An 18,597-nucleotide genomic window follows, 5' to 3' on the forward strand; every position below is an offset into this window, starting at 1 on the left:
TAGCTATGACAACCGCAACCAATCAAAAAGCAACTTTGTCCAACCATCTGAACTTGGACGAAAAACAGATGAAAAAGCTGAACGGACAACTCAATGACCTTTTGGCGGATTACCATGTCTTTTACCAAAACGTCAGAGGCTTTCACTGGAACGTAAAGGGAAACGACTTTTTCATTCTCCATGAGAAATTCGAAGAACTGTACACGCAGCTGTATCAGTCAATCGACGAGCTGGCCGAGCGCATCCTGATGATCGGCTACCGACCTGCCCACGTGTATTCGGACTACCTGAAAAATACCATCCATAAAGAAATCACGGACGTGAAAGACGGTGACGAATGCGTCAACCACGTCATCAACGGTCTGGGTATTCTGGTGTCCTCCCATCGCAAGACCGCGGAGACCGCCGAAGAGGCCGGAGACATCGCCACGGCAGATTTGCTGACCAAGTTTGTCGGCGATCTGGAGAAACGCATGTGGATGTTTACGATGTATAGAAAATAACTGCCACGACCAAGCGAAAATGGCGACCCTCGGGTCGCCATTTTTTGTTGGTGGAGTTTTGCCCGGCGCCTTAGCGCTTGGACAGCTAGAATACCTGAAGCGAATTTCCCGAAGGGATGTGATGCACCGGCAGTCCGGGCATGTGCTCGATGAGCCAGTTTTTGACGAATTCAGAGCCGCCTTCCTCGCTGGCGGAGTGGCCAATCTCGATCATCGACAGCTTCATTCCGATCTCGTTTGCCACACGGACGTACTCGGGGGTTTCCCACTCGTTGGATTCCCCGCAGACCAGCACGTCCGGGCGGTGTTCCATGATTCGCGTGATCTGCATGCGGCCGCCCACCGCTCCCGGGAGCAGGAGTACTTTGGAACAATGCTGGTCCAAGTCTCCCACGTAGCGCATAGCCGGCACACCCAATCGGGACTTGATGTGGTTGATCAGGTCGCGAAGGCGTGTTTTGGGAAGGTTGAGGATCGGGCTCTTTGGGACATAGTACGCGTCCCATCCCAAATCGCCCACCACGCCTATCCTTACGCCATCGTCCTGCATTCGGTGTACGTAGTCGTGGTTTCGCCAGAGCGTGATGCCATGTTTTTCCATCAGGTCATACTTGGCGCGGAAGACAGGGTCTTCCTGCAGGTAGTCCGTCTCATCTTGGCCTGAGAAAAAGGTAGGTTCATGGGGAATGATCAGGTTTGCCTTGAGCTCGATCGCCCGATGGATGATCTCCATGGTAGTGAACATGGTCGTCACCACCCCAGTCACTACCGTGTCCCGCGAGCCTACTTTGATGGTGTCTACTGTCTGGGCAAAAGGCGCATTGGGCACCTCAGCGACGAAGGCATCGATGATTTGGCCTACCGTCCAGGCTCTTTGCCTCGGCTGGGCGAGGGAGGAAAAAGGATTATAGACCAGTCCGGCTCCAGCCAGTGTGGCCGATTTGAGGAGGAATTCCCGTCGGGGATTGGGTGTCTTCATAGGTCATAGGGGTTCGGTGTTGTTTTTATTGTGGTCTTTTTTGTTCTGGGCTGGGAGTGGAGAGGAGTAGCTCCAGCGAGGTGATCGCCGTCCATCCAAACACGATCCCGAAAACCAACCGATGGGTGAGCGGCATGGACCAAATTCCCAGCACAAAGCCCAGCATGGATCCGAGAATCAGGCATGCCGTGATGTTTGCCCGGGTTCTCACCTTTTGGGCGAGCGTCCGATTGGAGCCCATGCGCGACAGCCCAAACATCCAACAGGCCAAGCCTAGGCAGACGGCGAGGATATGCGCTTTGGAAACCTCCGCATCAGCAAAGTCCATGGGACTCGCGATAAAGGCAAAGCCCAAACCGAAAAGAGACAGGAATATTGCCAGCGGTCGGTCTCCCAAAAGCAGGCCGTAGGAGAGCCCGAAGGCAAACAGGAGAACACCTACTAGCGCAAATCCTATGAGGTTCCAAGCCAAGGCATGGGGAGCTCCCTTGGCACCGAGGCTGCTGACAAAGTCATCCCAAAGGTTAAAATCAGGGTTGGCAAAGCCATAGACCAGCAGTGCGGCCAAGAAAATGGCGACGGCGAGCAAGCCCAGGACGCCAGCGGCAGTCCTACTGTCGATGCTCATCAGTCGGACTTTTAGCTGCTTTACACATCGGTTGCACGATCTAGTCCACTTTGATGTCGGAGATCCAGAGTGTACGCTTTCCTTCGGCGTTGTAGTGCTCGGTGGCGAATTTCAATGGCCCATGGCTCTCGACGGTTTCCCAAGTCACGGGACGGCCCTCGGGGCCATTTCCTCTTCTGAATACCCACTCTACGATCATGAGATTTTCGTCCAGGTACAGGTCATAGGCGTCGCCAGGGGTGTAGCCCATCCCAGGGGATTTGGGTTCGCCGGACTGGTAGAGGATGGTCAGTTTGGTAGCTGGGGTGCCTTTGATCGGGGAGGTCACGTTTTCTGCGGTCTCAAAGGTGTAGCCTTTGTCCCAGGCCAGCTGGAAAGGCATCATTGCCCAGTATTTGTCGTTGATGAATCCGCCGTCCTGCTTGGGCAGGGAGTCCGCGGTGAGGCTGTAGGTGAAGGTGGTGTCCGGTCCGGAATAGGCTACGGTGCTGTCTTGGATGTTCCATTTCCATTTTCTGGAGAGCACGTTGACGGAGTCGCGCTGCACGTTCCAGGTGTAGGCGATGGACTTCACCTGGTCAAAATTTTCGAAGCCATAGGCCTTGGCGACTTGGAAGGGCAGTGTGTCGGGCATGGTTTCCTTTTGCTGGCAGGCGACGCAGCATCCGACAAAGGCGAGGAGAAAAAGAAAGTTTTTCATGGATTGGGATGTTTAGCTGAGCTGAGGTTGGCGATTTTTAGGGTCGCTGGATTTTTGGTCTCAAATAAATATAGGAAATACTTTGCTGGAAATCAGGCTGGGAAGAGGAATGCGGAGCGTTGCCCTGTCCAATCCCACAGGCATCGAGGTACAGAAAAATGGGGGGCTACACAAATTCATCCCTGAAGGTGCTTTCCGGCAGCGCAAGTCGAAATCCGGATAGCCTGATCGCCAGCAGTGGCGCTATGCCTCGGATGTCCGGGAAAAACTTCGGGTTGAGATCCAGCTTGTTGACCGTGGCCAATTTTCCCCATCCCGAGCCCGAAAGCCGGGTAAAGAATTTCAGCTTGTTCCAGGTTTGACAGAGCCTCAGCGGGAATAGAGCCGTGGAAAAAGGAAAGGAAAAGCCTCTGGTTTCAAATTCCGCCGAGAAGATGGTTTCATCGTTTTGGCTGATGCTTACCCAATCACGTTTTGGCGAGCTTTTCCAGGCGATAGGAGTGGGCTTTGCCGGAAATCCCCAATTCGCACGTAGGTTTTGGACGCTGGCCTCCGTATCGGCAAAGCAGTGGCTGGCGGCTTGTTTGCGCTTTTTGCGAAACCTCCCCGGGACAAAAAGCAACTGTCGAAAGGCGCCTACGGGACTTTCTGGGTGGGTTGTGAGCAGGAGCATTCCCAGCCCGCCGCCGAATTTTCCCCTCAGCGGTTTCGGCAGCAGGGCATCGCGCTCTACCCAATCCTTTTTGAACTTAAAGATCAGCATGATGCCATCCCCCTCGAGTTTCCAAGGGGCTGGGCTTTTCAGCACAAACTTCTTGTCCAGCAGCAGGGATCGGGGTTCAAGCATAGGGCGAGGGGCTGATGGAGGTCCATCCCCCATCTATGATGAGGGTCTGGCCGGTGATGTGGCGTGCGGCATCGGAGAGCAAAAAGGAAGCTGCTGCCGCGATGTCGGTGGTGTTGGCTGGCCGTCCCAGGGGGGTCAGCTTGGACCAAGTGTTGACGTAGTCCGGGTCGGCCACCGTGCGCTCGGTCATGGTGGCACCCGGTGCAATGGTGTTGATTCTTATCCCAAAGGGCGCCAGCTCGATGACCAGGTTTCTGGCAAGCATTTCCACCGCAGCCTTGCTCATGGCGTAGGCAGCGAGGTTTTCGTGGCTCTGATGGGCGGTCACTGAGGAGGTGAGCAAAATGGCTCCGCCATCGGGTTGGCTTTTCATGACTCGTGCTGCGGCTTGGGTCAGAAAGAAGGTCCCGGCCTGGTTGATCCGCGCGACTTCGAAAAAGTCATCCCTAGAATAGTCGAGGAAGCTGCCGAAAAGCGTGATTCCCGCATTGGCCACTACCTGGTCGATATGGCCAAAGTGGTGCATGGCCAGCTCCACCATTTCGGAAATGACCTCCTCGGAGGAAGAGTCGCCAGAGCAACCCAAGACGGAGGCTTTTCCGCTTTGGCTGAGCGACGCCACGGCTTCTTCCGTCAGGCCTTTTTCCAGGTCGTTTAGAATGACGTGCGAGCCAGAATCGACTAGTTTACGGGCGATTTCGAGTCCTATTCCCTGCCCTGCTCCGGTGATCAGGGCGACTTTTTGATTTTTCATAAATTCGTAGTTTAACCTAGCCTCACCTCACCTAACCCTCCAAGGGTTCGGAACCCTTGGAGGGTTTGCGCTCAAGACCCATGAAGGTTTGCGGTCATGACCCTTGGAGGGTTTAGTCTGACAGTTTATCGATCAATGCGAATCCCGCTTTACCTCAGACCCCGAGCTCCCCTGTAGGAAGTCGAAGTCCACCCCTTCGTGGGCTTGGTTGACCTTGTCGAGAAAAAGGTTGACATAGCCCCGCTCATAGGGGAGCTGGGTGGGTACAAACTCTTTTCTTCTCCTTTCAAACTCCTCGTCGGAGATCAGGAGATTCAGGCTGCGATTGGGTACGTCGAGGGCGATCATGTCTCCATTTTGCACAAAAGCCAAGGGGCCTCCGATGGCCGACTCAGGCGAGACGTGGAGCACTACGGTACCAAAACCAGTCCCGCTCATTCTACCGTCGGAGATGCGGATCATGTCTTTGAAGCCCTTTTCGAGTACTTTTTTCGGCAAGCCCATATTGCCGACCTCAGGCATGCCGGGGTAGCCTTTGGGCCCTACGTTTTTCATCACCATCACGCAGGTCTCGTCGATGTCAAGGTTGGGATCGTCCACCTTGGCCTTGTAGTCGTCGATATTTTCGAACACCACCGCCCTACCTGTGTGTACAAGCAGCTCGGGGCTCGCCGCGGAGGGCTTGAGCACAGCTCCGTTGGGGCAAAGATTCCCCTTGAGCACGGCGATGCCAGAGTCGGGTTTGATGGGTTTTTCGAGCGTGCCGATGAGGTTTCTGTCCCAGCATTCCGCTTTGGAGATGTTTTCGCCTATGGTTTTTCCATTGACGGTGAGGGCGTCGGTGTGGAGGTGTTTTTCGATCTCCCGCATCACGGCCGGCAGTCCTCCGGCGTAGAAGAGGTCCTCTACCCAGTGCTCTCCGGATGGCTGTACGTTGGCGATGAGGGGGATTTTTGAGGAGAAATAGTCGAAGTCAGTCAAGTCCAGCTCGGCTCCTATACGCTTGGCGATGGCCGTCAGGTGGAGGATGAAGTTGGTGGATCCGCCCACTGCGGCATTGACCATGATTGCATTTTCGAAAGCTTTGCGGGTGAGGATGGTGCTCATCTTCATGTCTTCCCGCACCATCTCCACGATGCGCATGCCGGTGAGGTGGGCCAGCACTTTTCTCCTGGAGTCCACGGCAGGGATGGTCGCATTGTCAGGCAGGGCAAGGCCGAGCGCTTCGACCATGGCCGCCATGGTGGAGGCAGTCCCCATGGGTGCGCAGTGTCCAGCCGAGCGGGACATGGCGGCTTCGGCCTCGATGAATTCCTCCTGGGAAAGCCTTCCCATCTTGAAGTCTTCCGCAAATCTCCAAATGTCCGAGGTGCCGATCCGTTTCCCCTTGAACCTACCTACGAGCATCGGTCCTCCCGACAGCACCAAAGCGGGTAAGTCTACCGAAGCCGCGCCCATTACAAGGGAAGGGGTGGTCTTGTCACAGCCGCACATCAGCACCACGCCGTCCATAGGGTTGGCGCGGATGCTCTCCTCCACGTCCATGGAGGCCAGGTTGCGGAAGAGCATCGCAGTAGGCTTGATGGAGCACTCGCCGAGGGACATCACGGGGAATTCCAGCGGAAAACCGCCGGCTTCCCAGATGCCCTTCTTTAGGGCTTCTGCCAGATCGCGGAAGTGGGCATTGCAGGGGGTGAGTTCTGACCAGGTGTTGCAGATTCCGATCACGGGCTTTTCGCCCTCAAAAAGGTGGTGGGGAAGTCCCTGGTTTTTCATCCAGGATCGGTAGATGAATCCGTCTTTTCCGGTTCGTCCGTACCATTCTTGGCTACGGAGTTTTTTCTTGGTCATGGGTATAATGGGTTGAGCTAATTGGCTAAAAAGATAGCAAAAAACGCGAACTAGCTCAAAGCCAAAAGGGAGAAAGGCCTCCCCATTCCCTCAGAAAAGCACCTAGACCAAGCCGTCTTGCTCGATTTGCACGAGCGCCCGCTCCAGCGCGGCCAGATCGATGGTGAAGTCCGTGATGATGGACTCCTTGCCGTCGCCTTGGTTGAGCGTGTAGTAGTAGGGCAGCTCGAGTGCCGAGGCCAGGTTAAAATAGCACTGGGTCACCGAGTCCCCCAGGTTTCTAAACTCGAGCACCTTTGCCCCCGCAGGCAAAAAGAGCATGTTGGTTAGGGCGGCGCCGTGCAGGGCGACCAAAAGAGCGGTCTCCGACATGAGCTGGATCTGCTGGCCGAGGCTCAGTTTTTCGGCATACACGATCTCAAAGCCCTTTTTCTGCAACAGAAGCTCGACATCGGCTTCGTTGTGGGCCTTGCGTTTTGGGGCAAGCTTGCGACTGATGTACACTTTTCGCCAAGGCTTGGCCTGAGGCTTCAGGCTGAGTTTGCCTCTTGTTTTTTTTGCCAAGTCGGGGAGAAAATTGGGAAAAGTGGCCGTCCTCGCCGTCAGGATGAGCTTGCCGACGTGCAGGTTTTGGCTGGCCCTGAAAAAGACAGCACGTGCTCCCGCTAGCTCCAGGGACTGCATGACATAGGGCAGGCTTCTGAACGAATCCGGCAAAATCACCGGGCAGCCGGGCTCCCGCTCCATTCCTTCCCAAAGGCGGGGCAGGCAGTCGGTCATCCAGTGGAAGTAGTTGGCGCTCCATTCGTCCAGAATCCACATGCCCAGTGGGATTTTTTTCCAGGACTTGGGCGCACAGTACACCGCCCGCTTGGCAAACTGCAGGGGGCCGAGGTCGGCGATGTGGGTGTGGGAGGAGTAAAATTTGATTTCCCCCGGCGAAAAAACGGCATCCTGGAGCACCCAGGCATTTTTTAGGTGCACGGGGTGCTGCCGCTCAAAGGTGACTTGGAGCGACCGCTCAAAAAGAGGCAAATCCTCAGTTGCGAGGTTGACAGGCAAAGTCCGCTTGACGGTGATCTCTTGTCGCAAAGTGGAAAAAGGTTGGTTGGGTAAAAAAGAAAGAAGCTGCCTCAGAATTGCACGTTGTCACACGGAGCACCTTCCTGCATGGTAGATAGGAAGGTGGCATGTCGATTATTTCGCTTCATTAAGCCTTCGACAGCGCTCAGGCTGACAAATCGCGTCCTTTTGGGGCAGCTTCTTTGAACTATGGCAGACGCTCAATCTTGGCCCCCAAGGCATTGAGTCTCTCGTCGATGTTTTGGTAGCCGCGGTCGATCTGCTCGATATTGTCGATGACGGAAGTCCCGGTGGCCGACATCGCTGCGATCAAAAGAGCGACCCCCGCACGGATGTCAGGAGAAGTCATTTTGATGCCGCGGAGTGGATACTTTCTGTCCAGTCCGATCACTGTCGCGCGGTGCGGATCGCAGAGGATGATCTGAGCGCCCATGTCGATCAGCTTGTCCACGAAGAACAGTCGGGATTCAAACATCTTCTGGTGTACCAAAACAGTGCCTTTGGCTTGAGTGGCGGTTACCAGGATGATGGAAAGCAGGTCCGGCGTAAAGCCGGGCCAGATCTGGTCGGCCACGGTGAGGATCGATCCGTCGATGAAGGTCTCGATCTCATAGTGTTTTTGCGCGGGGATGTGGATGTCGTCGCCACGAAACTCCAGCTTGATGCCCATCCTGCGGAAAGTCTCCGGGATGATGCCCAATCGGTGGATCTGGCAGTCTTTGATCGTGATCTCAGAGCCTGTCATGGCCGCCATGCCGATGAAGGAGCCGATCTCGATCATGTCGGGCAGCATGGTGTGCGCTGTGCCCCCGAGGTGTTTGACTCCTTCGATGGTCAGTAGGTTGGAGCCCACTCCCGTGATCTTGGCCCCCATTCGGTTGAGCATGTCACAGAGCTGCTGGAGATAGGGCTCGCAGGCAGCGTTGTAGATGGTGGTGGTGCCTTCTGCCAAAACTGCCGCCATGACGATGTTGGCGGTGCCGGTCACCGAGGCCTCGTCGAGGAGCATGTAGGTGCCCTTGAGGTTTTTGCCGTCGATGTGGAAGATCTCGTTTTTCGCGTCGTAGTGGAACTCCGCCCCCAGCTTTTGGAAGCCAAAAAAGTGCGTATCCATGCGGCGGCGGCCGATCTTATCCCCGCCCGGCTTGGAGAGTTTGCCCTTGCCAAACCTGGCCAAAAGCGGGCCCAAGATCATCACGGACCCTCTCAGTGCGGAGGCTTTCTGGAGAAAGTCTTCCGTCTCGAGGTAGTCCATGTTTACCTCATCCGCCTGGAAAGAGTAGGACTCGGGGCCGAGTTTTTGCGTTTTTACCCCCATATCGGCTAACAACTCGATGAGCTTGTTGACGTCGCGGATGTTGGGGATTTTGTGGATGTCAACCTTTTCAGGCGTGAGAAGCACCGCGCAGAGGATTTGGAGTGCTTCGTTTTTTGCTCCCTGAGGGATGATTTCGCCTTTGAGTTGGGTGCCCCCGGTGACACGAAAAGATGCCATTAATTTCTGCGTTTTTTATTGTGGCCGTTGTTCCGGTGATTTTTTTTGTGTTGGTTTTGGCGCTTGTTTTTTTGGCCGTGCTCTTCCTCTGCGTGGGGGATTTTGAAGTCCCTGCGGGTGTTGGATTCGAAAAGGGCATTTTCGCGCACTTTCTCCAGGTCGATGTGAAGCTTGCCTTTGGAGAGGGTCTTGATGTCGTCCAGGATGATGCCGTCGTCGAAATTGTCCCTGTTCCAGGTGGAGTGGAAGCTGCGCATGAGCTGACCGATGTAGATGATGGCCGCTTCCTGCTCTTCGTCGTTTTCGATTTCGATGGCCTTTTCGATCAGCTTTTCGATGTTTCGGCCGTAGTGCTTAAACTTCACTTCGCCTTTGGGGTAGCCCACCGCTAGGGGTTTTTTGCCAAGTAGCTCTTTTTCCGGCATGGGAAAAGGCCCGTCCACGTCGAGCTGGAAGTCGGACATGATGTAGATGTCGTCCCAGAGCTTCTGGTCGTTTTCCTGCTTGAGTTGGGGATTGAGCTGTTTGATGATTTCAATGACGGTGTAGGCACTCTGGGTGCGCTTGTCACGGTCTTCAATGCCGGTGACGTGCGCGACCAGGCGTTGAATGTTTTTGCCGTATTCTTTCAAGATAAGCTGTTGTTTTTCAGGTTCGGTGTGCTCCATGTTGCTTCCCGTTTATTGCCAGGATAAGGTAACAAAAAATCACCAAAGGGCAGGGAAGCAGGTGATTAGTCTATGATTCTGAGCTTGGCAAAGCTAAGCAATAATGTTTTCTCGCCAAAATGCTCAAATTGGATGGTTGCCTTTTTGTTAAGTCCTTCGGTTTCAATTTTTTGTACTTTTCCATAGCCGAATTTCGGATGCTCTACCAGCTGCTCCGGTTGGAGATTGTTGGTGTTGCTGGGCTTAAAGTCCGGCGAAGGCGTGTGGATCTTCAGCTGGATGGGCTGGCGGGACTCGGGCTGGCGCTTCAGTCCCACAAATCCCTTGCTGGCACCGGTGCTGCCCGGCAGACCTTCCCTGCGAAGCGCTCCAGGCATTTCCTTCGAGGCGACGCGCTTGTTGACCTTGATCCGCATGGGATCCACTTCCTCGAGGAAGCGGCTCGGCTCACAATTCAGCAACCGGCCAAAACGATAACGCGACAAGGCGTAGCTCAAATATAGTTTTTCCATGGCTCGTGTCGCTGCGACGTAGAATAGCCTTCGCTCTTCCTCCAGGTCATCCCGGCTCTGCATCATCATCTGGGAGGGAAAAAGGTCCTCTTCCATCCCCACGACGAAGACTTGTTTAAACTCCAAGCCTTTGGAAGCGTGGATGGTCATCAGCGTGATCGCGTCGGTTTTGTCCTTGTCCTGGTCGTTGTCCGTGAGAAGGGCGATTTCTTGGAGAAAAGACCCGAGGCTTTTGTCCTCGTTTTCGGGATTGTCCACGTATTCCTTGATCGCGTTGAGCAATTCCTGGACGTTTTCGTAGCGGTTGAGTCCCTCGATGGTTTTGTCCTCGTAGAGCTCGCGAAGCAGTCCGCTTTGCTTGGCGATGAAGTTGGCGGCCTCGTAGGCGTCTTTTCGCTCGGCCTCGATCTGGAAGGCTTTGATCGTGGTGGCAAAGTCATCGACTGCACCCCCAGCCCTGCCGGAGAGGAAGCTGTGGGCGTTTTGGACTACTTCCCAGAGTGGCATGTCGTGCTCGTAGGCGGAGACGAGGATTTTTTCCACGGAAGTATCCCCGATGCCCCGCTTGGGGTAGTTGATCACACGCTTGAAGGCCTCCTCGTCCACGGGATTGACCGTGAAGCGGAGGTAGGCCATGAGGTCCTTGATTTCCTTCCGTTGGTAGAAGGAAAGACCACCGACGATTTTGTACGTAAGGCTCATCTTGCGCAGGGCCTCTTCCATCGCCCGGGATTGGGAGTTGGTGCGGTAGAGGATGGCAAAGTCGGCGTTGTTGAGCTTCTTGTTGTTCTTTTCTTCAAAGATGATGTTGGCCACGATGCGTCCTTCCTCGTTGTCCGAGGCGGCCTTGACCAGCTCGATCAGCTCCCCGTCGGGATTGGAGGTCCAGACGAGCTTTTTCAGCTGGGCTTTGTTCTTGTCGATGATGGAGTTGGCAGCCTCCACGATGGTCTTGGTAGAGCGGTAGTTTTGCTCCAGCTTCACCACAAAGAGGTCGGGATAGTCCTTTTCGAAGTTGAGGATGTTTTGGATGTCCGCTCCGCGAAAGGCATAGATACTCTGGGCGTCGTCACCTACCACGCAGATGTTTTGGTGGACGGCGGAGAGCTTTTTGGTGATGAGGTATTGGGAAATGTTGGTGTCCTGAAACTCGTCCACCATCACGTACTTGAAGCGCTGCTGGTACTTGTTGAGCACGTCGAGATGGTCTCGGAAGAGCACGTTGGTATTGAATAGCAGGTCGTCAAAGTCCATCGCACCAGCTTTGAACAAGCGATCCTGATACTTTTGATACAATTCGCCCATTCGGGGTTTCATTGCGGACTCGTCGTCTGCTTTCACGTAAGGATCCGCTTGATAGGCCTGCCAGGAGATCAGGCGGTTTTTGGCCCCGGAGATTCTGGACAGGACGACACCGGGTTTGTAGACTTTGTCGTCGAGGCGCATTTCCTTGACCAGGGTGCGGATGAGGGACTTGGAGTCGTCGTTGTCGTAGATGGTGAAGTTGGACGGGTAGCCGATTCGCTCGGACTCTACCCGCAGGATTTTTGCAAAAATGGAGTGGAATGTCCCCATCCAGGTGTTTCTCGCTTCCAGACCCACCAGGCTTTCGATCCGGTGCTTCATCTCCGCGGCGGCCTTGTTGGTAAAGGTCAGCGAGAGGATGTTGAAAGGATCGATGCCCTTGGCGTAGATCAAGTGCGCGATTCTATAGGTCAGCACGCGGGTTTTGCCCGAACCTGCACCGGCAATGATCATCACCGGGCCGTCGGTATGCTGTACGGCCTGTAGCTGTGGGGGATTCAGTTCCTTGAGGTAATCCATGTTGGTGTCTAGTAATTAGTAGCCAGTATCAAGAATTGGGATACTAGAGTCAAGAATCAAGAGCCAAGAATCAAGATTTTAGTATTAAGTAGCTAGTATCAAGTATCAAGAAGAGGGAATTCGAGATTTGAGATTTGAGATTCGAATTTCAAATTTCAAATCTCGAATTTCAAATCTTCCACCGCTTGTGGCTCCAAAGGTAGAGGTCCGGTTGGTTGCGGATGTTGTTTTCCAGCCTGCGGCAAAACTCATCCGTCACGCTGTGCGGCGGGTGTCCCTCGTAGGGCGGCTCGGCCATCTTTTCGTACTCAAAGCGGTAATGTCCGCGCTTCAGCTTGGTAATGGTGCCAAAGAACACCGGAAGCTCCATCTTTTTGGCAAACATCTCGCCGCCCTCGTAGAAGTTGGCCGGGCGATGGAGAAACTCCCGCTGGTACTTGTCCTTGCCCGTAGGCCGCTGGTCTGCTGCCAGGTGCAGGATGCGGGGACGACTGCGCAGGGTGATCATGCTTCGGCGAAACTCGCTGATCTCGGTCATGGTGCCACCAAAGTGCGTCCTCATCTGATACATCAGGCTGTTGAAAAAGCCATTGTTCAGTTTGAGGTACACGGTCTCGGCTTCCACCTGGGTATTGAGCGCCACGCCGAGGATGGCCATCTCCCAGTTGAAGACGTGTCCTGCCATCATGATGGCCGTCTTGCCCTGGAGCACTTCCCGGTCGATGAGCTCCTGATTGACCACATGAAACCTTTTGCGGAGCTCTTTTTCCGAAATGGTCAGCATCTTGATGGTCTCGGCAAAGAAGGCATCGGTGAAGTTTCTGTAGAAACGGTTTCTGATTTTCTTGCGTTCCTCGGGGCTTTTGTCCGGGAAGGCAAACTTCAGGTTTTCGTCGATGACCTTTTTGCGGTAGCCGATCCCATACCGCGCGACCAGGTAGAGCAGGTCGGACAGGAGATACAAAACCGGCAGGGGCAGATAGGACAAGAGCCTAAAGAAAAACATAGCAATTACCTGTAGTTGGGGGAGCTTTGCCCCGTATACGGAGCCATATCAGCAACAAAATAAATTAATTAAGCGGACTTTCGGGCCAATTGCTGGTTATAAATTGAGCCAATTGCTACTTTTGAACCTTATGTCTGAAGTACAGCGCAGGAAATATTCTCAGGAAGAGAAGACGGCCATCTTCGATGGGGAATTTATGCCGCACATAGATTCCATGTACAATTTTGCCTTTAGGCTCACCTTTGACGAGGACGATGCCAAAGACCTCGTGCAGGATACCTACATGAAGGCCTTCCGCTTTATCAACTCCTTTGAGCAGGGGACCAACGCGAAGGCCTGGCTTTTTCGGATCCTGAAAAACAGCTTTATCAACGAGTATCGCAAGAAGAGCAAGCAGCCTGCCAAGGTAGATTACCAGGAAGTTGAAACTTTCTACAACTCTGATGATGTTGACTACCAAAGTACTACCGATCTCCGTGCCGAGTCCGTCAAGGATATGCTGGGCGACGAGATCTCCAACGCGCTGAATGCACTGGCGGTGGATTTCCGTACGGTGATCATTCTGGCCGACCTGGAGGGCTTTACCTACGAAGAGATGGCGAAGATTCTCGATATCCCTATCGGGACTGTGAGATCCAGGCTTCACCGAGCCCGGAATCTTTTGAAAGACCAATTGAAAGGATATGCCCAGTCTATGGGCTACAACACTGATGAAGAAGAGGAGGACTAAAAACATTACCCATGGAAATTAACGATCAAGCATCTGGGGAGCGCAAGCTGCAATGCGATGATGTGAACAGGTGCTTTCAATTGCTGGAGAGCATCCTGGACGGAGAGCTGGGCGAGACTGGCAAGGAAGTCCTGAAGGAAAAACTGGCCAAATGCCAGCCTTGCTTTGAGCACTATCACCTCGAGCAGGCCATCCGCGATGTGCTGAAAACCAAGTGCACCAAGCAGCCCGTCCCCAACGAACTGGCCGACTCCATCCGCCAGATGATAAAGGAAAGCAAATGAGCCAAACCCAAGGAAAAGCCATTATCTTCTCCGCGCCCTCCGGCTCAGGGAAGACTTCCCTGGTCAAGCACCTCATCCAGCATGTCCCCAACTTGGGATTCTCCATCTCGGCCTGTACCCGGGACAAGAGAGGACGGCATGAAGTCCACGGCAGGGATTATTACTTTTTGAGCATAGATGAGTTTAAGCGGAAAATCGACGAGAATGCCTTTGTGGAGTGGGAAGAGGTCTATGAGGGGAATTTTTACGGCACCTTGAAGGAAGAAGTCCAGCGCATCTGGGACAATGGCAAAGCGGTCATTTTTGACGTGGACGTCAAGGGCGGACTAGCCCTCAAAAAATATTTCGGACCGCAGGCTTTGGCGATTTTTGTCAAAGTGCCCTCCATGGAAGTACTCGAGTCCAGACTGCACGACCGGGGCACCGAGACTCCCGAATCACTCTCCCGTAGAATCTACAAGGCAAAGTTTGAGATGACCTTCGAGCCCCAGTTTGACGTGAGCATCCTTAATGACGACTTTGGGCGAGCTTCCGCCGAGGCCGTCAGCCGCGTTGCCGAGTTTTTGGCCGTGTAGCATGAAGGTCGGGCTGTACTTTGGGAGCTTCAATCCCATCCATGTCGGGCATCTGATCATCGCCAATACCCTCTACGACAGGACTGATCTGGATGAGGTATGGTTTGTGGTCAGTCCCCAAAACCCCTTCAAAAAACAGCAGTCCTTGGTCCATGAGTTTGATCGGCTGCGAATGGTGGAGCTGGCGATCGGAGACCATTTCCACTTTCGGGCGAGCGACGTGGAGTTTCGCATGCCCAAGCCTAGCTACACCATTGATACGCTCACCTACCTGGGTGAGCAATATCCCCAGCACCAGTTTTGTCTTTTTTTGGGTTCGGACAATCTGGCCCATTTCCATAAGTGGAAAAACCACCAGGCTATCCTGGACAACTACGAGATCTTTGTCTATCCCCGACCGGGAGAGGCCAAAGTCTTTGAGCATCCCCGAGTCAAAACAATCGACGCGCCCCTGCTAGATATCTCAGCGACTTTTATCCGCAAGTCCATCCAAGAAGGTTTTTCTGTGAAATACCTGCTTCCCGACAAAGTGGAGGAGTATATTTTGGACAGGAAGCTCTACCATTAGGCCAAATCAAAAGCCCTTTTTTCCGTTCACAAAAAAAAAACTTCCGCTTGACAAGGTATAGCGCGTCCCGCACTTTTTGACTGGGCGCAATGAAACTACCAGAATAGATTAGTCATGGCTTCAGAGCGAAGCAGTTTTTGGCCGAAGATTTTTTAGAAATCTTTAATTCTTTGAAAACATTATTTGTAGCCATCGGAGTGTTAGACTACGTATTTCTCGGGGTCAGTCCAATTAATGACGCAGTAGGGAATATACCCTGCTACCAAAGAATGTACTGGTGCGGGGACAGGGTAGAAGCATATAATTGTGAAACATACCAGAATGGAACCGCATGTTCCAAGGCTTACGAAGCGTGTTTGGCATGCGACTGAAATGTGTATTTGGGGGCTGTCTATTAACAGCCCATTTGTTTTTAGACAAAAAAAGAAATGGATCACAAAAGTGTTTTTTTTGCGCTCTCGATTTTGTGTCTTGCCTGTCATAACCCTCGGGAAAGAGAAGGGTTGAAGAGCGTCTTAGAGGTTAGGGTGAAAGATGCAGGCCAATTGGAAAGGTCAAATATCGAGATTGTCGATTTGCTTGCTTTAGAGACCAACTCTCAGAATTTGATGGGAAATGATCTTCGAGTGAGATGGAACTCGATTGGGTACTATGTGATGGACATCGCGACGAGAGATGCCGTTCATTTATTTAGAAAAAATGGCAAGTATCAAGGAGAAGCAGTCACTGTTGGGGAAGGGCCAAATCAAGTTAGGGGTCTACAGGACTTTCAGCCTGGTTTAGGTGGAGAGCTTAAAATTCTTTCGACTCTGGGAGATGAAAGTAATTTATTGGTGGTGTCAGATTCCGGAACGGTTCAAAAGCGCTTTTCCCCGCAATATTTAGCTAGTTCGTTTACAGTTCTGGAAGGCGGTGACTATCTTTTCTACGGTGGATACAATATGCCTTTTGTCAAAAACCGCATGATCAAAACGGATTCTGCCGGGAATCAATTGGCGTCTTTTCTTCCCAATGACTATACCAACGAGATGTTGCCAATGACAGAAAGGAATTTCTTTGAGTATGGGCAAGGGACGTTAGTCACAGAGGTGTTTAATCACCAAATCTACGAGTTTTCGGACGATAGGCTTAGTCCAAAAGTAAAAATAGATTTTGGGAAGTATGCCATTCCAAAGGAATTCTGGGAGCTGGATTTGATGCAAGGTTTTGAATTGTTGCAGGAAAATGGCTTTGCGACATTTCAATCTGTCTTTCGCAATGAAAAACACTATGTAGCCAAAATTCACCTTCAAAGTAAGAATGGCTCAGAAAAGAAGGTTCTGCTTGTGAACATGCAAGATGGCCGATCTGCGTTCTTCGATACTGTGGGCTACGAGGAAGGTCTCTTTGACAGTCCCATAGGTTTTGAAAATGACTATCTACTATTTCTAACCTATCACTCTGTTATCAAAAAGAAGTCCAAGGAACAGATTCCGGATACTCTGATGGAGAAAATGGGGGAACAGGAATTTGACTATCCTGTGCTGATCAAAACCAAGGTTTCCTTTTGATGAATTCAAGACATTTAAATAGGTTTTTAATTTTTTCTCTGCTTTTGGCGGCTAGCGCATGTAATTCAAAAGAGCATCCACAAACTCTTCAATTACCTGAGGGCTTGGAATTGATAAACCAAAGACAAGGCACAAAGGAAATATGTCATAGTTGCGAGAAGAAGATAGTACTCTATCACGACATGACTTTATCGTCGTTTTATTTTCTGAAAATGAGCCAAGAGCTTTGGATTGACTTGGCTGAGGAGCATCCTGAAATTTCAGTGATTTTGTATTCGTATGGAGAAAATAAGGAAAAGGGAAGGACTAAGGAATCTATAGAAAGCTATCTGCATGAAATATCCTTTCCCTATCAAGTTTACTACGACAAGGAGAATGAGTTTTATGAGCTAAATGAGCTTGAGAAGATACCCTACAAGTGGAAGGCAATCCAGAGCTATATGGTACTGGATGGAAAGGTTTTAGGAAGGTCCGAGTTTGGGATTCCCGAACTGTTTGCCCAAAATATAAACGAACATTTTGGATCGAACTGACCATGTGTCAACGTAAGTGAGACTAACAAAAAAATCCCCGAGACTTGTCTCGGGGATTTTTTTGTTAGTCTTTCATCGCGACCTGCTTGGGCTTGGTCGAGATCTTTTTCCAGATCAGTTCGCCTACCTGCTTGCCCTGCACGATCCCCTCTGTGATCGCGGGCATGTAGTGGATGCCTCCGTAGAATCTGCTGATCGCAGCCTCCTCATACATCTTGGTAAAGCCGTCAAACTCCCGGATTGGCAATCCATAAGCCACCTCGGAGCTGTCAACGATGTGCATCTCGTCTCCGAAAAGTTGGGTGAGGGTATAGGCCGCAGCGGTGGAGGCCACGCTGTGTCCGCTGGTATGCTCTGGGAAGGGCGGGGTCTGCAGGATCGGAACCCACTCTTCGTCGATGTACTGGTTGATATAGGTCTCCGGACGGATGAGCTTGGAGCGGTATTTCTCGTCCCAGCAGGAGATAAAGGCCTCGTTGAGCGACACGGCCGTAAGCGCATAGGCCTCGACAGTGCCTTTCCAGTCGCGATCGGCAGCTTTGCTGGCGATGGAGGCGATGCTCATCCAGTGCCCTCCGGGAGTGATCTTTTTCTCGGCAAACATCACATGGCCCTTCACATTCATCTTGTAGGGATTGCAGTCCCAAAACATGGCGATGTCCTTCTGGGCGTCGGTGATGTTGTTTTTGGCGTCATAGACCTCCTTGGCGACTTTGTAGAATTCAGAGGTTGGTTCTGAGGAAAACACCGGTGGCACACCCGCCTTAAACTGCGCTGCGGAGTCCAGGACGAACGTCCGGATTTTGTTCCAGTGTGGCTCTACGGCCTCCATGTAAGCGGGAGGCGTGGGCTGCCAGGTGTTGGGCTCATTGACCACGGTGTACTTCGGAAAGGAGCGGCTTTGGTGGTAGTTGTCCTTTTTGGAGTAGTCTTTCACCTTTTCGGCCACCTCCTGGCCAAACTTCACCGAAGCCTCAAACACGTCCTCCGGGATGCCTCTGTCCATCAGCTCGGCAAAGTCCTTGTCGCGCTGGGTGTGCATCATGTCCTCCGAAAAGATCAGCGCCGTCCCCATGTGATAGTAGGCTGCCAGGGCTGCCAGGGGAGGGTAGACGTTTTCGGGTACGGCAAGGTTCAAAGGTTCCGAGCCGTTCAGCTGGCCCAATAGCGGGGAATAGTTTGCGGGATCGCTCGCCGCCGCCACCTCATAGGCCGCAAGGGAGGCGTAGGAGTAGATCCTGGCCGCTACCGGTGGCGAGAAGATGTCGTGGATGATCACCTCGGTGATGCGGGTCTGGGCCCGATGGAAGTAGTGTCCATCGCTGATGACCTGGGAATAATCTGCCGGTTTTTGACAAGCCGTCAAGGCACTGATCAAGACCAGAACTACTAGGGTAAATCGAGAGGTACTCATAGTGGGTTTTTCATTTTTAAGTTGACGATGGATTTCCCCTGACGGGGTCGATTGGGTTTTATCAACTTACATGAGACCTCAAAGCTAAGTATA

The 18,597-nt window shown here is 52.6% G+C and carries 19 protein-coding genes; 7 read left to right on the plus strand and 12 right to left on the minus strand.

Translation table 11 applies throughout. The features are described 5' to 3' along the window. Positions 1–5: 5 nt before the first annotated feature. On the plus strand, positions 6–503 hold the full coding sequence (locus J0A68_RS05040) for a Dps family protein (RefSeq protein ID WP_206577089.1): 498 nt from the start codon (positions 6–8) through the stop codon (positions 501–503). Between the two features lie 85 nt (positions 504–588). Here the strand turns inward: J0A68_RS05040 and J0A68_RS05045 are convergent, their stop codons facing one another. From J0A68_RS05045 to J0A68_RS05095, 11 genes are all read right to left on the minus strand, one after another. Then, complete coding sequence (locus J0A68_RS05045) at positions 589–1,482, minus strand: Nif3-like dinuclear metal center hexameric protein (protein WP_206577090.1); 894 nt, start codon at positions 1,480–1,482, stop codon at positions 589–591. A gap of 25 nt (positions 1,483–1,507) precedes the next feature. After that, entirely contained in the window at positions 1,508–2,110 is a 603-nt protein-coding gene (locus J0A68_RS05050) for a DUF998 domain-containing protein (protein ID WP_206577091.1), read from the minus strand. Positions 2,111–2,150: 40 nt separating this feature from the next. Beyond that, entirely contained in the window at positions 2,151–2,810 is a 660-nt protein-coding gene (locus J0A68_RS05055; protein ID WP_206577092.1) for a hypothetical protein, read from the minus strand. Between the two features lie 166 nt (positions 2,811–2,976). Continuing rightward, on the minus strand, positions 2,977–3,657 hold the full coding sequence (locus J0A68_RS05060) for a hypothetical protein (protein ID WP_206577093.1): 681 nt from the start codon (positions 3,655–3,657) through the stop codon (positions 2,977–2,979). Further along, complete coding sequence (locus J0A68_RS05065; RefSeq protein ID WP_206577094.1) at positions 3,650–4,411, minus strand: SDR family NAD(P)-dependent oxidoreductase; 762 nt, start codon at positions 4,409–4,411, stop codon at positions 3,650–3,652. Before J0A68_RS05065 ends, J0A68_RS05060 begins: the two co-directional genes overlap by 8 nt. Before the next feature lie 132 nt (positions 4,412–4,543). Next, a complete protein-coding gene (locus J0A68_RS05070) occupies positions 4,544–6,262 on the minus strand; it encodes an IlvD/Edd family dehydratase (protein WP_206577095.1) in 1,719 nt (572 codons plus the stop codon). Positions 6,263–6,364: 102 nt separating this feature from the next. Next, the gene (locus J0A68_RS05075; protein ID WP_206577096.1) at positions 6,365–7,354 is read right to left on the minus strand and encodes a glycosyltransferase family 61 protein; all 990 of its coding nucleotides are present in this window, start codon (positions 7,352–7,354) and stop codon (positions 6,365–6,367) included. A gap of 178 nt (positions 7,355–7,532) precedes the next feature. After that, entirely contained in the window at positions 7,533–8,840 is a 1,308-nt protein-coding gene (gene murA / locus J0A68_RS05080) for a UDP-N-acetylglucosamine 1-carboxyvinyltransferase (protein ID WP_206577097.1), read from the minus strand. Further along, positions 8,840–9,508, minus strand: a complete 669-nt coding sequence (locus J0A68_RS05085; RefSeq protein ID WP_206577098.1) for a DUF4290 domain-containing protein — start codon at positions 9,506–9,508, stop codon at positions 8,840–8,842. Before J0A68_RS05085 ends, murA begins: the two co-directional genes overlap by 1 nt. 65 nt (positions 9,509–9,573) lie before the next feature. After that, the gene (locus J0A68_RS05090) at positions 9,574–11,844 is read right to left on the minus strand and encodes an ATP-dependent helicase (RefSeq protein ID WP_206577099.1); all 2,271 of its coding nucleotides are present in this window, start codon (positions 11,842–11,844) and stop codon (positions 9,574–9,576) included. Between the two features lie 169 nt (positions 11,845–12,013). Then, positions 12,014–12,850, minus strand: a complete 837-nt coding sequence (locus J0A68_RS05095; RefSeq protein ID WP_206577100.1) for a lysophospholipid acyltransferase family protein — start codon at positions 12,848–12,850, stop codon at positions 12,014–12,016. A gap of 130 nt (positions 12,851–12,980) precedes the next feature. Here J0A68_RS05095 and J0A68_RS05100 point away from each other — a divergent pair, with 130 nt between their 5' ends. From J0A68_RS05100 to J0A68_RS05125, 6 genes are all read left to right on the plus strand, one after another. Beyond that, positions 12,981–13,580, plus strand: a complete 600-nt coding sequence (locus J0A68_RS05100) for a sigma-70 family RNA polymerase sigma factor (protein WP_026966288.1) — start codon at positions 12,981–12,983, stop codon at positions 13,578–13,580. Between the two features lie 11 nt (positions 13,581–13,591). Then, on the plus strand, positions 13,592–13,864 hold the full coding sequence (locus J0A68_RS05105) for a mycothiol system anti-sigma-R factor (protein WP_206577101.1): 273 nt from the start codon (positions 13,592–13,594) through the stop codon (positions 13,862–13,864). Then, a complete protein-coding gene (gene gmk, locus J0A68_RS05110; RefSeq protein ID WP_206577102.1) occupies positions 13,861–14,439 on the plus strand; it encodes a guanylate kinase in 579 nt (192 codons plus the stop codon). The genes J0A68_RS05105 and gmk overlap by 4 nt, the downstream gene beginning before the upstream one ends. Before the next feature lies 1 nt (position 14,440). After that, a complete protein-coding gene (gene nadD, locus J0A68_RS05115) occupies positions 14,441–15,007 on the plus strand; it encodes a nicotinate (nicotinamide) nucleotide adenylyltransferase (protein ID WP_206577103.1) in 567 nt (188 codons plus the stop codon). Positions 15,008–15,435: 428 nt separating this feature from the next. After that, positions 15,436–16,557, plus strand: coding sequence for a DUF4934 domain-containing protein (locus J0A68_RS05120; RefSeq protein ID WP_206577104.1), 1,122 nt, complete (start codon positions 15,436–15,438; stop codon positions 16,555–16,557). Next, entirely contained in the window at positions 16,557–17,090 is a 534-nt protein-coding gene (locus J0A68_RS05125) for a thioredoxin domain-containing protein (RefSeq protein WP_206577105.1), read from the plus strand. Before J0A68_RS05120 ends, J0A68_RS05125 begins: the two co-directional genes overlap by 1 nt. A 64-nt stretch (positions 17,091–17,154) precedes the next feature. On the opposite strand, the gene J0A68_RS05130 is transcribed toward J0A68_RS05125, so the two are convergent. Continuing rightward, the gene (locus J0A68_RS05130) at positions 17,155–18,504 is read right to left on the minus strand and encodes a vanadium-dependent haloperoxidase (protein ID WP_206577106.1); all 1,350 of its coding nucleotides are present in this window, start codon (positions 18,502–18,504) and stop codon (positions 17,155–17,157) included. Positions 18,505–18,597: the final 93 nt, after the last annotated feature.

Source organism: Algoriphagus oliviformis (assembly GCF_017254915.1).
Lineage (GTDB): Bacteria > Bacteroidota > Bacteroidia > Cytophagales > Cyclobacteriaceae > Algoriphagus > Algoriphagus oliviformis.

Coding starts and splice junctions, on each gene's coding strand:
- J0A68_RS05040 (WP_206577089.1), top strand. CDS start 6: ATGACAACCGCAACCAATCAAAAAGCAACTTTGTCCAACCATCTGAAC.
- J0A68_RS05045 (WP_206577090.1), bottom strand. CDS start 1,482: ATGAAGACACCCAATCCCCGACGGGAATTCCTCCTCAAATCGGCCACA.
- J0A68_RS05050 (WP_206577091.1), bottom strand. CDS start 2,110: ATGAGCATCGACAGTAGGACTGCCGCTGGCGTCCTGGGCTTGCTCGCC.
- J0A68_RS05055 (WP_206577092.1), bottom strand. CDS start 2,810: ATGAAAAACTTTCTTTTTCTCCTCGCCTTTGTCGGATGCTGCGTCGCC.
- J0A68_RS05060 (WP_206577093.1), bottom strand. CDS start 3,657: ATGCTTGAACCCCGATCCCTGCTGCTGGACAAGAAGTTTGTGCTGAAA.
- J0A68_RS05065 (WP_206577094.1), bottom strand. CDS start 4,411: ATGAAAAATCAAAAAGTCGCCCTGATCACCGGAGCAGGGCAGGGAATA.
- J0A68_RS05070 (WP_206577095.1), bottom strand. CDS start 6,262: ATGACCAAGAAAAAACTCCGTAGCCAAGAATGGTACGGACGAACCGGA.
- murA (WP_206577097.1), bottom strand. CDS start 8,840: ATGGCATCTTTTCGTGTCACCGGGGGCACCCAACTCAAAGGCGAAATC.
- J0A68_RS05085 (WP_206577098.1), bottom strand. CDS start 9,508: ATGGAGCACACCGAACCTGAAAAACAACAGCTTATCTTGAAAGAATAC.
- J0A68_RS05090 (WP_206577099.1), bottom strand. CDS start 11,844: ATGGATTACCTCAAGGAACTGAATCCCCCACAGCTACAGGCCGTACAG.
- J0A68_RS05095 (WP_206577100.1), bottom strand. CDS start 12,850: ATGTTTTTCTTTAGGCTCTTGTCCTATCTGCCCCTGCCGGTTTTGTAT.
- J0A68_RS05100 (WP_026966288.1), top strand. CDS start 12,981: ATGTCTGAAGTACAGCGCAGGAAATATTCTCAGGAAGAGAAGACGGCC.
- J0A68_RS05105 (WP_206577101.1), top strand. CDS start 13,592: ATGGAAATTAACGATCAAGCATCTGGGGAGCGCAAGCTGCAATGCGAT.
- gmk (WP_206577102.1), top strand. CDS start 13,861: ATGAGCCAAACCCAAGGAAAAGCCATTATCTTCTCCGCGCCCTCCGGC.
- nadD (WP_206577103.1), top strand. CDS start 14,441: ATGAAGGTCGGGCTGTACTTTGGGAGCTTCAATCCCATCCATGTCGGG.
- J0A68_RS05120 (WP_206577104.1), top strand. CDS start 15,436: ATGGATCACAAAAGTGTTTTTTTTGCGCTCTCGATTTTGTGTCTTGCC.
- J0A68_RS05125 (WP_206577105.1), top strand. CDS start 16,557: ATGAATTCAAGACATTTAAATAGGTTTTTAATTTTTTCTCTGCTTTTG.
- J0A68_RS05130 (WP_206577106.1), bottom strand. CDS start 18,504: ATGAGTACCTCTCGATTTACCCTAGTAGTTCTGGTCTTGATCAGTGCC.